This window comes from Candidatus Poriferisodalis sp. (assembly GCF_965208485.1).
Classification (GTDB): domain Bacteria; phylum Actinomycetota; class Acidimicrobiia; order Acidimicrobiales; family Poriferisodalaceae; genus Poriferisodalis.
Window position 1 is genome coordinate 4,311,933 of record NZ_OZ242344.1, and the last position, 13,210, is coordinate 4,325,142.

The following is a 13,210-nucleotide window of genomic DNA, read 5'->3' on the forward strand; positions in this document are numbered from 1 at the left end:
CAGTTCGAGAAGCAGTTGCCCGAGAACGAGTCATCGAACTTGGCAGCACCATTGAAGAGGCCTTGGTTCGACAGTAGCCGGCGAGCGACTTGCATCTCTGAGAATTCCGCCGATGGAGAGACCCCGTACTGCGCCGCCGATTCGGTGAGGTCGGCTCAATGAGTCCTCTGCGGTGCCGCAAGCTAGTGCCGTGTCAAGCAACCTTCGCTGTGGCGGGGGACGACATTGACGCCCTCGCGCGCCACGCTGTGCGCACACGCACGTCCCAGCCCGCGGCTCGATGCCATCAGGATCGCCGACCGACTGGCCAGTCCGAGATCCACTGAGACCACCTCCCATTCGGCGTCCGCGCCCTGTACGGCATCGCTAGGAACCCGATTGCGCCGCTGGGTTACGGTACTTCCGACTCCGGGGAGGCTCAGCCGGCAGGCGAAGCCGTGGCCCGAGCGGCTCGTGAGCGACAGCGAACACGAGCGGGAACCACAGGGAGGCGACATGACTGATGCTGCGACACTGACCGAAACGGCGGCGCCGATCGTGAAGGCGAAGGATGTCGCGTACATCCGCTTCTCGGCGCCCGACCTCGACGCCATGGAGACATTCGTCTCCGATTTCGGCCTCGTGGTCGCGCACCGCGATGATGACGTGCTGCTCTCGCGCGGCTTGGAACCGATGCCGTTCCTCCATGTCGTGCACCGGGGTCCGGCCAAGTTCATCGGCTTCGCATTCGAGGTCGACTCCGAGGCCGATCTGGCTGCACTCGCAGCCTCGGTGCCCGAATGCTCGCCGGTACACGACATCTCTGGTGCCGAAGGCCGGCTTGGCGGCGGCAAGCGAGTCCATTTCGTCGAGCCCATCAGCGGGTTCGTGCTCGAGGCCGTGCACGGCCAGCAGGCTGAACCGCTCGCACCGCGACGCGGCCGGCACACCTACAACCACGCTGGCGTCGATGATCGGATCGGCGTCGAGCAGGACGTGGTCGGGAACCGCTACCCGATCAAGAAGGACCCGGGTCCGTCCGAGGTGTACCGGCTCGGACACGTGGTCGCAGCTGTGCCTCTCGGCGCGCACCAGGCATTCATGAAGTTCCTGGCGGACACTTTCGGCATGCTGGTCAGCGACTCAGCCCGGATGATCATCCCGCCTGGGGCAGAAGAGCACTTCCCGCCGCCGCTCGTCGAGCTCATCAAGGCGACGGGTTCCGATGTGATGTTCCAGTTCATGCGAATGGACCGGGGCGCTGCTGAGACCGATCACCACAGCATGCTCGTGCTGCCGCTCATGGACGGGACCTCCGAGGCGCAGTTCAGCCACGCGGCGTTTGAGGTGTTCAGCATGGACGACGTCTTCCGGGGTCACATGCACTTCCGGGAACGGGCGGCCGATGGCGCGCCGTATGCATTGGCGTGGGGCATCGGCCGCCATGTCTACGGCTCGCAGATCTACGACTACTGGCATGACCCGTTCGGTCACGTTCATGAGCACATGTGCGACGGCGACCGGGTGGATGCCAGCTATGGGCCGAACACGATCGACATGACCGATCCGGGGCAGCTGGGCGACAATGGCGGGAATCAATGGGGCCCGACTGTGGAGGAATCCGGCGTTCACCACCTCAATGGCCCCCAATGCGACCCGCGGTTCGCCGGACGGCCTGAAGAGGTCCGTGCATCGCTGCTGTCGAGGGACCTCAGCGAGCTGCAGCACGTCCTCGACTCGATCTGAGCCGGCGGTGACTGCGTACGACAACCAGTTCCCGGAGGCCCGGGAAGCTGCGACTACGAACTCGACGACGTTCTCGTTCCCGACGGTTTCGCGGTCGATGTGTTCTCGGGCGAGCCGCCGGCAGCCACTGATCGGATCGGCAGACGCCGGATCGCTCACCGAGCCGCCTGACTGGTCATGGGAGCCTTGGACAGCGTTATGGCGGAGTCCTGGCCGGTGAACGTGCACACCGGGCACGGCCCCTCGGGACAGCGCCAGCGGCGCTTTCGCCCGCTTTCTTCGACGATGCTGGTTGAGGAAGCCGCGAGCCGACCGTGGCGTTAGGGTGCGCGGCGTGAAGCCGACTGACGAGGCGTTGGCCGAACGGCGGGCGCGAGTCGCCAAGCGCTGGGGGCTGACCGATGAGGTGGTGTTTCTGCGGGCAGGCGAGCCGGCCAGCTGGTCGGGCACCGATCAGCACTTCGCCTTCCTGCCGCACCCAGACGTGCCGTACCTCACCGCGGCGGGTTCGCCGGGCACGACGCTGGCTTACGACGCTGCCGCTGATGAATGGGAGCTGTTCGGGCCTCGATTCGCCCCGGAGCGGTTGGTATGGGAACAGCCGCCGACACCGGTCGGCAGGCCGTTGGACGAGCTGGAGAATTGGCTGGCGCAGCGCAGCGACCGTGAGCTGATCGAGATGGGCGCCGACGCAGTGATGCCCGAGACAGCCTCGGGAGATTCGCCCGATCAGCCAGGCGGCGTCTCCCGCCAGGAGCGAGTCCTGAGGCTGAGCGCCGCAGTCGCGCTCGAGCGCATGATCAAAGACAAGGCCGAATTGGACGACATCCGGCGTGCTGCCGCGGCCAGCGCCGCCGGATTCGAGTGGGTGTACGCCAATGCAGCGCCGGGCATGACGGAGCGTGAGATCCAGATCGGCATGGAGGCGCAGTTCTTCGCCGCCGGAGCACCCCGGGTGGCTTACGACAGCATCGTGGCATCTGGCCCCCACGGTGCCTGCTTGCACTACGTGTATGCAGGCGACGACCCGCTGCGTCCTGCGACCCGGACCGTCGAGGCCGGCGATCTGCTGCTCATCGACGCCGGGGCGCAGTTCGGCGGCTACGCCAGCGATGTCACTCGCACGATGGTCGTCGGCGCCGACCCCACCGACGAGCAGAGGTTTCTCTGGGACCTCGTGCTCAGTGCGCAGCAGCAGACCATCGACATGTGTCGGCCGGGCAATGTGTGGAGCGAAGTTCATCTGGCCGCTGCGCGCATTCTGGGTGCTGGTCTGGTCGAGATGGGGCTGCTGCGCGGCGATCCCGCCGAGTTGGTGCCCGAGGGTGCTGTGGCGCTGTTCTTTCCCCACGGACTCGGTCACCTGCTCGGTCTGTCCGTGCATGACATCACGAGCGTCCCCTACAGCAGCGGGTCCAGCGACGATCCGGTGCTGGTGAAGCTGGGACCGAATCGAGTCCTCGAGTCCGGCATGGTCACCACAGTCGAGCCGGGCATCTACTTCATCGAAGCGTTGCTGGGCGACCAGGCGAGACGAGAGAAGTTCGCGGAATCGGTGGTGTGGGAACGGGTCGACGAGATGCGGGGGTTCGGCGGTATCCGCATCGAAGACGATGTGCTGGTGACCGAGAGCGGCCCCGAGGTGCTCACCGCCGCCATCGCCAAGCCGATTCGGGTTGGATAGAGGATTCGGGTTGGATAGAGCTGGAAGCGCCCGCGCAGTGCTCGAAGAATGGTGCGACGGCACGGGGATCCGATTGGCTGAGACGATTGGCTGAGAAGAGAACGGCCTGCTCGGTGCCAGCAGGACCTTGCGGCGGCTGCGAGGACATCATCGGATGAGCGCACAGAGTTACGACGCCGTCGTCATCGGCGCTGGTGTGATCGGCAGCGCTGTCACCTTCGAGCTGGCTCGACGCGGATGGCGGGTGGTGGGCGCAGATCGCAACCCGGGCGCAGGCCAAGGTTCCACCAGTTCGTCGTCGGCCATCGTGCGATTCACCTACTCCACCCGGGCAGGCGTCGCGATGTCCTATGAGGGATTGCAGTACTGGCTGAACTGGCCGCAGCACATCGGCGGTTGCGACGAGGCCGGCTACGCCACGTTCACGAAGTGCGGGATGCTGACGCTGATCAGCGGCGACGGACCCCACTTGCTTCCCGTGCCGCACTTCGAGGCGCTCGGCGTGGACTATGAGATCTGGGATCGTGATGAGGCGATTGCCCGGCTCGGGCACTTCGACCTGTCGCGCTTCGGCCCGCCTCGACAGATCGCAGATCCCGACTTCTGGGCTGAGCCCACTTCGCAGCTGGAAGGCGCGCTGTGGACGCCGGAAGCCGGCTATGTCGGCGACCCACAGCTCGCTGCGCACAATCTCCGGCTGGCAGCAGAGGCCGCCGGCGCCGAGTTCCGCTTCGGCGAGACCGTCGTGGGAATTGCTGGTTCTGGCCGTGCCGAGGGCGTGGTGCTGGCCGACGGCGCCGTGCTGTCAGCGCCGGTGGTGGTGAATGTCGCCGGCCCGCACAGCAGTGCCATCAACGAGTTGGCAGGAGTGCTCGACGACATGACGGTCAGTACCCGGCCGCAGCGCAAGGAGGTGTATCACGTGCCTTCGCCGGCGGGAGTCGACTTCGAGCAGGTCGGCGCGGCGATGGCCGACGACGACTGCGGGTGCTACGTACGACCCGAGGTGGGCAACAACATCCTGATCGGCTCGCTCGAACTGGGCATGGCAGACTTGGAATGGCTCAGCCCTGATGAGATCGACGCCTGCTCGCAGGACCTCACCCGCGAGCAGTGGGAAACCCACGTGCTGCGGTTCGCTCGCCGCATGCCCGATCTGGGCTTGCCGCACCGGGCGAGAGGCATCGTGGGTGTGTACGACGTGACCGACGACTGGATCCCGATCTACGACCGCACCTCGCTCGACGGCTTCTACGTGGCGATCGGCACCAGCGGCAACCAGTTCAAGAACGCCGCCGTCGCCGGCTACTGCATGGCTGAACTGATCGGCAAGGTCGAGGCCGGCCACGATCACGACGCCGACCCGGTTGTGGTGACCGGCGAGCACACCGGCTTCGACATCGACATGGGCACGTTCTCCCGCAAGCGCGACCTGCACGGCTCGTCGATGTCGGTGCTCGGCTAGGAGGCTGCTCGGCTAGGAGGCTGCTGAGCAATTGCCGAAATCGCCGATTCACGGATACAAAGCCGCAGGTCAGAGCGTTGCAGGCTTGCCCGGATCCGAATAGATCAGCAGTCTCCTAGTACCGAGCACGCATGCAACGGTCTTGGGGCGACTGCTTCGCAGATGAAGCGCGAGGCACCGGCCTCGCACCGAATGGGGACTGCTGGTGCGAGACCGGCGCCGATGGTGCCTAGCTAGGGCGATGGATTGGCGATGTATTCATATTGCAGTATTTCTGTAACAGTTTTGCAATAGAACGCAGGAGGACCGCGAACGGTTCCATGCGGCATTTCGCGGGAATGCGCGGTGGAGATGGTTCGCTTGGCTAACGCCAAGCGAACACCGGCTGCTCGAGCTCGTCGACGCGGGTGTCGAGGCCGTCGTAGGCGACCGCTCGGAATTGGTAGAGGACGGCGCCGGTGGGTGCGTGGATGAGGTCACCGCCGATGGGGACCTGCACGACCGGGCGGTCGCTCTCGGGAATGCTCACAAACCGTGGCGAGTCGGGCCGGACCAGTTCGCGCAGCGAGACGCGGTGCATCGAGGCGACTTCGGCCGGATTCGCGACCGGTTCCCGGTCGTCGGAGAGCCAGAACACGAACGGGCTGACGACATAGCCAGAGCGGGTCGGGTAGTCGTCAAGCTGCCCGAGCAGGTCATCGCCGGTCAGCGTCAGGCCGACCTCTTCCGAGCACTCCCGGATGGCTGCTTGCAGCGCCGTCTCGCCTTCGTCGAGGCGACCGCCTGGCAGCGCCCATTGACGTGGGTGCCCGCGCAGGTTCGAGCCACGCCTCGTCAGCAGCACGGCTGCACCGCCGGCGGTTCCTTCGACATGGCCGGTCAGCGTCGGGTCATCGGACGCGCCGGGGACCTCGGCCAGCATGTCTCGTCGCTGGGTGGCGTCCAGGCCGGTGAACTCGGGGTCCGCTCCGTGCAGATCGGCGTGGCTGTCCAGCACGATGACGGCGACAGAGGCGCGCTTGCGGCCCAGAGCCGGGTGCCGGCGCACATCGTGGCGGGCCAAGTTCGCCGCAAGCTGTTCCCTCAGCGCCTCGTCGTGGGCGACGTCGGCGGTCTGTGGGCTACTCGGCATAGGCGTCGAGTCTGACACTTGGCCGTCCCGCCCCGCCCGTCGGCGCAACTCTCTACGATCGCTGGGCGTGAACGCACAGCGCCAGATAGTGCTGGTGGGGTTCCTGCAGGCCCAGAACTGCACCACCATCCCCGCGGCATGGCGGCACCCCAACGCACGCCACGACGTCACCGCCTTCGACTACTACCGCCACATTGGCCAAGTGCTCGAAGCCGGCTGCTTCGACTTGGGGTTCTTCGACGACCGCTTGGCGATGCCCGACATGTACGGCGGCGATCATCGCCACACCGTCGAGGCGGGCATCCGCTGCGTCAAGCTCGACCCGGTCACCGTGCTGACTGCGATGGGCATGGCCACCAGCCGGCTCGGTCTGGGCGCCACCTACTCGACGACTTACTACGAGCCGTTTCACGTGGCCCGTGTGTTCGCCACGCTCGACCATCTCACCGGCGGACGGGCTGCGTGGAATGTCGTCACATCGGTGAACGACAACGAGGCCCGCAACATGGGTCTGGCTCAGGCACCTGCCCACGACGTGCGCTACGACCGGGCCGACGAGTTCATGGAGGTGGTACACGGCCACTGGGACACCTGGGAGACCGACGCGGTTGCCGCTGACCGCGAGGCGGGGCTGTACGCGCACGGCGACCGGGTGCACCGACTCGACCACCAAGGGCAGTGGTTCACCTCCCGGGGGCCGTTCACGGTGCCGCGCGCACCCCAAGGCCATCCGGTGGTGATCCAAGCCGGCCAGAGCGGTCGCGGCACCACGTTCGCTGCCCGCTGGGGCGAGCTGCTGTTCGTCAGCCATGTGCGACTCGACAGCGCTGTCGAGCACTACGCCGCTGTGAGATCCCAGATCGAGGCGCTGGGCCGCGACCCCGACCAAGTGAAGATCACCAACCTGACGTTCCCCGTGGTGGGCCGCACCATGGCCGAAGCCGAGGACCGCCGGGTCGCCTACGACGAGCTGCCGACCCTCGTCGACGACCTGTCGCTGCTGTCAGAGGGACTGAACTTCGACTTCGCGAGCCGCGAACTCGACGAGCCGCTGTCCGACGACGACCTCGACGCCATGACCGGCATCCAGGGTATTCGCAACCAAGTGCTGCAGATCACCGGACGGGCCAACCCCACCGTTCGAGACTTCGTGCAGGTGTCAGGACGGGGCCGGCTGGCCCATCCGACCGTGGGCGGGCCGGTCGAGCTGGCCGACTACTTCGAGGAGTGGTTCACCGAGCGTGCCGTCGACGGGTTCGTGATCGCCGGCACGCACATGCCGGGGGCATTCGAAGACTTCGTCGAGATCGTGATACCCGAGCTGCAGCGCCGGGGACTGTTCCGCACCGAGTACTCCGGCGCCACGCTGCGAGACCACCTCGGCCTGCGCATGCCCGAGCCAGGTTCTTGGCGCCTGGGCTAGAGGTACGTCTGCAGTTGGGGGCGGTCTGTCTTTGGATGGGTGTGAACTGGTCTCGGACGGGGGCGGGCTGTTGTCGGCGGATTCGGGGGGTTGCAGGCGGGGTTTGCCGTCGGGTGCCGCCGCTTCCGCGACGTGGCCGTCATCTCGATCGTTGCGGCTGCATTCGCGGTCGTCTCGCTCGCCGTGCTGAAATGTGGCCATGAGTGCGGAAAACAACACTGATGCCGGCTCGGGCATCGCACAGGGGATGCTGGGCGACTACCGCGTGATCGACTTGACCGACGAGCGCGGTCACCTCGCGGGACACATCTGGGCCCAGATGGGCGCCGATGTCATCGCGATCGAACCGCCCGAGGGTTCTTCGGCACGGCGGCTCGGGCCGTTTGCCGGCGACGTCGAGGACCCTGACCGATCCTTGCATCACTGGTGCTACAACCGGGGCAAGCGCAGCGTTGTGCTGGACCTCGGCACCTCAGCGGATGTGGAGGACGCCAAGGCGCTCATCGCCGGGGCCGACGTGGTGTTCGAATCGTTCGAACCCGGCGAAGCCGAAGCGCTCGGGCTCGGCCGCGACGCGCTCGCGGAGCTCAACCCAGCGCTCATCCACGTGTCCGTCACGGCCTTCGGCAGTGACGGACCGAAGGCCAACTGGGCCTACTCGGATCTGGCACTGCAGGCCGCGGCAGTCAATATGGCGGTCACCGGCGACAAGGACCGGGCGCCGCTGCGAGCCGGCGGCACACTGCCGCAGGCCTTCCACAACGCAGCCTCAGAGGCGGCCGGCGCGGCGCTGATGGCGCTGTGGGAACGGCAGACCCGCTCGGGTCTCGGCCAGCACATCGACATGTCCGCCCAGCAGTCCATGAGCCAGGCATCCATGTCGTCCACCCTCAACACGTCGCTGAACGCCACCGTCACCCAGCGGATCGCAGGCGGCGCCAGCCTGCAAGGCATCGACATCCAGCTCATGTGGCCGTGCGCCGACGGGCACGCCTCGGTGACCTTCCTGTTCGGGCCGGGGTTCCGGGCATTCACCCAGAACCTCATGAACTGGGTGCACGAGGAGGGCTTCTGCGACGAGGCCACTCGGGACAAGAACTGGGTCGAGTACGCCATGATGCTGCTCGACGGCCGGGAACCTGTCTCGGAGTACGAACGGGTGAAGGGCGTCCTGGCTGAGTTCTTTGCGACCAAGACCAAGGCCGAGCTGCTGGATGCAGCGATGACCCGAAGGGTGCTCATCACGCCGGTGTGGACCACCGCCGAGGTTGTGGACTCGCACCAGCTCGCCTTCCGGGAGTACTGGGAGGACGTCGACCACAGCGATGTTCTCGATGACGCCGGCGCTGGCTCGTTCGACCCCGCGGCGGTGCGCTATCCCGGTGCGTTCGCGAAGTTCACCGAGACGCCGCTCGCAAGCCTGGGCCGTGCGCCACGCCTCGGCGAGCACACCGGCGAGGTTTTGGCCGAGCTCGCGGGCGCAGAACGTCTGCCTTCGGTCCCGGCTGCCATCTCACCGGTCGCGCACACCTCACCGCCGCTGGAGGGCGTCAAGGTGCTCGACTTCATGTGGGCGATGGCCGGGCCGGCCGCCTCCCGGGTCTTGGCCGACTACGGCGCCGAGATCATCCGTGTGGAATCGGCCAACAAGCTCGACGCGGTCCGTTCGATCCAGCCGTTCCACGACGACGTGGGCGACCCCGACGGCTCGGGGCTGTTCAGCAACCTGAACGCCGGCAAGCAGGGCCTGGCGCTGGATATGTCCAAGCCCGAGGCGCTCGAGGTCATCTGGGACCTCATCGACTGGGCCGATGTCATTTTGGAGTCGTTCTCGCCCAAGGCCATGACGGGGTGGGGCATGGGCTGGGAGCAGATCCACGAGCGCCGTCCCGATGTGGTGATGGCGTCGAGCTGCCTGATGGGCCAGACCGGGCCGCTGGCGCTGCTGGCCGGCTTCGGCACGATGGCGGCAGCCATCTCGGGGTTCTTCTACCCGGTCGGGTGGCCCGATCGAGCGCCGGCGGGACCCTTCGCCGCCTACACCGACTACACCTCGCCCCGCTGGCTGGTGGCTGCGGTGATGGGGGCGCTCGAGCACAAGCGCCAGACCGGCCAGGGCCAGTACGTCGACCTGTCCCAGGCCGAGGCGGCACTGCACCTGATGTCGCCGGCGCTGCTCGAACGCACCACCAACGGGCGCATCTGGGAGTCTGCCGGCAACCGGGACCTGGTGATCGCCCCCAACGGCGCCTACCCCACGGCAGCCGGAGGCCCTGCGGGCGACGGCTACGACGACAACTGGATTGCGATCTCGTGCGGTGACGACGGCCAGTGGGCTGCGTTGGCCGGTTTGATGGGACGTGACGACTTGGCGTCGCTGAGCGCAGGCGAGCGCCATGGCCGCCACGACGAGCTGGACGGGATCATCTCGGCGTGGACGCGTGGACGCGACGGCTACGAGCTGATGGCCGAGCTGCAGTCGGCAGGCGTCGCAGCGCACATCGTGCAGAACTCCCCGGAGTTCACCATCGACCCTCAAGCCCTGCATCGCAATGCGCTCATCGAGGTGCCGCACGGCAAGCAGGGCACGACGACCGTCGAGAACACCAGGTTCGTGATGTCGCGCACGCCGGCGTCGATCGCCTACGGCGGCCCCACGCTGGGCGAGCACAGCTTCGAGGTGCTGACCGAGACGCTGGCTTACGACGGCGACCGCATCGCCGAACTGGCCGTGGCTGAGATGCTGGAGTAGCCGCGGCTGTTCGGGCTGGGTGACAAGGCGGTATCGAGCCCGGCTTGCTGGCGTCGCGGGGCCTCGGCTCACCTGCGGGTGTGGATCTGCCGGGAGTCGAACCCGGTGCGGGAGGGTTTGGAGTCCGTCGCAGCAAACCTGCCAGCCCCATGCGGGTCCGCACGTTAAACGTGAGAGCCTTCGAGAGTCCGCCCTTTTGGGCGGGCTCTCACGCGCGTGACGCAAGTTCGCGACGTGGAGTGTCGACAGTCGTGCTGAAATGTGCGGATGCCTGAGGCCGACACGCAAGCGACCACTTCGATGCTGAGCACGTTCCGGGTGCTGGACTTGACTGACGAGCGGGGACACCTGTGCGGGGCGATCCTCGCCCAGATGGGCGCCGATGTGATCGCCGTCGAGCCGCCCGAGGGCTCGTCGGCGCGGCGGCTGGGGCCATTCGCCGACGACATCGAAGACCCCGAGCGGTCGTTGCACCACTGGGCCTACAACCGGGGCAAGCGCAGCGTGGTGCTGGACCTGGCCGCCGACGAGGGCGCCGACAGGCTGCGAGGGCTGGCCGCGGCGGCGGACATCCTGATCGAATCTGCCGGTCCGGGCCGGATGGATGCTGTGGGGCTGGGCTACGGCGCCCTGTCAGAGATCAACCCCGAGCTGGTGTACGTGTCGATCTCGCCGTTCGGATCTAACGGGCCGAAAGCGGAGTGGGCGGTCTCGGACCTGACGCTGCAAGCCGCGGCCGTGAACATGGCGATGACCGGCGATTCCGACCGGGCGCCGCTTCGCACTGGGGGCCTGTTCCCGCAAGCCTTCCACAACGCCGCCTCCGAAGCTGCTGGCGCTGCGCTGATCGCCCTGTGGGAGCGGCAGACGGTCTCGGGTCTCGGCCAGCACGTGGACATGTCGGCGCAGCAGAGCATGAACCAGGCCTGCCAGTCGTACGCGCTGTCCACGCCGCTGGGCGCGACGCCACCCACCCGCCACGCCGGCGGGGTGCTGGTGGAGGGCTTGCATGTCCAGCTGATGTGGCCGTGCAAGGACGGGCACGCGTCGGTGACGTTCCTGTTCGGGCCGGGCTTCCGGGCATTCACGCAGAGCCTCATGGACTGGGTGCACGAGGAGGGTTTCTGCGACGAGGCCACCCGGGACAAGAACTGGACCGAGTACGCCATGATGCTGCTCGACGGGCGCGAGCCGATCTCGGAGTACGAGCGGCTGAAGCAGGTGCTGGCTGACTTCTTCGCCACCAAGACCAAGGCCGAGCTGCTGGATGCGGCCATGAGCCGCCGAGTGCTGATCACCCCGGTGTGGACAGCCGACGAAGTGGTGGACTCGCACCAGCTCGCAGCCCGCGAGTACTGGGAGACAGTCACCCAGACGGCGGGAACCCCGCAAGATGCCACCCGCGTTACCGGCGCGGACGGCGTCGACGCTGGTGGGGGTGACCAGGCGAGCGGCGAGGTGCTGGAGGTGATCTACCCCGGCCGCTATGCCCGATTCAGCGCGACGCCGATGCAGCCGCTCGGCCCGCCGCCCAAGCTAGGCGAGCACACGGCCGAAGTCTTGGCCGAGCTGGACGCACAGTCCGAAAGCAAGCCGGCCCGCACGCGGCCTCGCATCGAGGCCACCGGCGCCGACGTGAGCGCTCAGACAGCCTCCACCGCCCGGCCGCTCGAGAACGTCAAGGTGCTCGACTTCATGTGGGCGATGGCGGGACCCGCTGCGGCCCGTGTGCTGGCCGACTACGGAGCGGACATCATCCGAGTGGAGTCCGAGACTCGGCTCGAGGTGGCCCGTTCGCTGCAGCCGTTCCGTGACGACATCGGCGACCCCGAGTACTCGGCGCTCTACAACAACATGAACGCCGGCAAGCGGGGCATCTGTCTGGACATGTCCAAGTCGGCTGCATTGGACGTCATCTGGGATCTCATCGACTGGGCCGATGTGATCGTGGAGTCGTTCTCGCCCAAGGGCATGGCCGGCTTCGGGATGGGCTGGGAGCAGGTTCACGCTCGGCGGCCCGATGTGATCATGGCGTCGAGCTGCCTGATGGGACAGACCGGACCCTTGGCGATGCTGGCCGGTTTCGGCACGATGGCCGCTGCGATCTCGGGGTTCTTCTACCCGGTGGGCTGGCCCGACAGGGCGCCCTGCGGCCCGTTCGGCGCCTACACCGACTACACCTCGCCACGCTGGCTGGTGGCGGCGGTGATGGGAGCGCTGGAGCATCGGCGCCGCACTGGTGAGGGCCAGTACATCGACATGTCCCAAGCCGAGTCGGCGCTTCACCTGATGGCCCCGGCAGTATTGGACCGCACCGTGAACGGCCGGGTGGCGCATCGGGTGGGCAATCGCGACAGCCACATCGCACCCCAAGGCGTCTACCAGACGGCGGCCGGCGAGCAGTTCTCCTCCGTGGTCCCAGACGATGACTGGATTGCGATCTCGTGTGTCGACGAGGGCCAGTGGCAGTCGCTGTCGGCCCTGATGGGGCGTGGCGACCTAGGCGAGCTGACCTTGGCCGAGCGCCGCGAGCGCCATGACGAACTGGACGAGGTCATCTCGGCGTGGACGCGACCCCAGGACGGTGTGGCGCTGATGCACCGCCTGCAGGACGTGGGGGTGGCGGCGCACATCGTGCAGAACTCTCCGGAGTACACCGCCGACCCGCAGATCGTCCACCGGGGCCAGCAGGTCGAGGTGCCCCACGCCAAGCAGGGCACCACCATCGTGGACGCCTCCCGCTTCCAGTTCTCGCGCACTCCCGCAGGCGTTGCCTACGGCGGCCCGACTCTTGGCGAGCACACCTTCGACATTCTGACGGACGTGCTTGGCTATGACAGCGATCGCATAGCCGAACTCGCCGTCGCCGAGCTCCTCACATAATTGGCTTGCTATCTTGAATTGAGTTGCAGTCACTCATGCGATTTACCGCCGTCTCCGCTCGTGAACGCCTAGGAGGCTGGTCGGAAAGCCGCTATTTCGGCGTTTGTCAGATGCAAACCCGCGACGCACCACCGGCCGCAGCGGGC

The 13,210-nt window shown here is 67.0% G+C and carries 7 protein-coding genes; 6 read left to right on the top strand and 1 reads right to left on the bottom strand.

Features of this window, described 5'->3' with window-relative positions:
- Positions 1-495 precede the first annotated feature (495 nt).
- From ACOGXQ_RS19700 to ACOGXQ_RS19710, 3 genes are all read left to right on the top strand, one after another.
- Positions 496-1,725 (top strand): hypothetical protein, encoded by a 1,230-nt coding sequence (locus ACOGXQ_RS19700; RefSeq protein ID WP_419945302.1) that lies wholly within the window; start codon positions 496-498, stop codon positions 1,723-1,725.
- A gap of 334 nt (positions 1,726-2,059) precedes the next feature.
- A complete protein-coding gene (locus ACOGXQ_RS19705) occupies positions 2,060-3,409 on the top strand; it encodes an aminopeptidase P N-terminal domain-containing protein (protein WP_419945303.1) in 1,350 nt (449 codons plus the stop codon).
- 154 nt (positions 3,410-3,563) lie between these two features.
- Complete coding sequence (locus tag ACOGXQ_RS19710; RefSeq protein WP_419945304.1) at positions 3,564-4,874, top strand: NAD(P)/FAD-dependent oxidoreductase; 1,311 nt, start codon at positions 3,564-3,566, stop codon at positions 4,872-4,874.
- 364 nt (positions 4,875-5,238) lie between these two features.
- Here ACOGXQ_RS19710 and ACOGXQ_RS19715 read toward each other — a convergent pair whose 3' ends face one another.
- Entirely contained in the window at positions 5,239-6,006 is a 768-nt protein-coding gene (locus tag ACOGXQ_RS19715) for an NUDIX hydrolase (protein WP_419945305.1), read from the bottom strand.
- Between the two features lie 67 nt (positions 6,007-6,073).
- Between ACOGXQ_RS19715 and ACOGXQ_RS19720 the strand changes: the two genes are divergently transcribed.
- From ACOGXQ_RS19720 to ACOGXQ_RS19730, 3 genes are all read left to right on the top strand, one after another.
- Positions 6,074-7,429, top strand: a complete 1,356-nt coding sequence (locus ACOGXQ_RS19720) for an LLM class flavin-dependent oxidoreductase (protein ID WP_419945306.1) — start codon at positions 6,074-6,076, stop codon at positions 7,427-7,429.
- Between the two features lie 199 nt (positions 7,430-7,628).
- Positions 7,629-10,181: a CaiB/BaiF CoA transferase family protein gene (locus ACOGXQ_RS19725; RefSeq protein ID WP_419945307.1), complete on the top strand. Its 2,553-nt coding sequence runs from the start codon at positions 7,629-7,631 to the stop codon at positions 10,179-10,181.
- A gap of 267 nt (positions 10,182-10,448) precedes the next feature.
- The gene (locus ACOGXQ_RS19730) at positions 10,449-13,064 is read left to right on the top strand and encodes a CaiB/BaiF CoA transferase family protein (RefSeq protein WP_419945308.1); all 2,616 of its coding nucleotides are present in this window, start codon (positions 10,449-10,451) and stop codon (positions 13,062-13,064) included.
- The last annotated feature ends 146 nt before the right edge of the window (positions 13,065-13,210 follow it).

What these genes read in the sequence shown, in the direction of transcription:
- ACOGXQ_RS19700 (WP_419945302.1), top strand. Translation starts at nt 496, where the DNA reads ATGACTGATGCTGCGACACTGACCGAAACGGCGGCGCCGATCGTGAAG.
- ACOGXQ_RS19715 (WP_419945305.1), bottom strand. Translation starts at nt 6,006, where the DNA reads ATGCCGAGTAGCCCACAGACCGCCGACGTCGCCCACGACGAGGCGCTG.
- ACOGXQ_RS19730 (WP_419945308.1), top strand. Translation starts at nt 10,449, where the DNA reads ATGCCTGAGGCCGACACGCAAGCGACCACTTCGATGCTGAGCACGTTC.
- ACOGXQ_RS19725 (WP_419945307.1), top strand. Translation starts at nt 7,629, where the DNA reads ATGAGTGCGGAAAACAACACTGATGCCGGCTCGGGCATCGCACAGGGG.
- ACOGXQ_RS19710 (WP_419945304.1), top strand. Translation starts at nt 3,564, where the DNA reads ATGAGCGCACAGAGTTACGACGCCGTCGTCATCGGCGCTGGTGTGATC.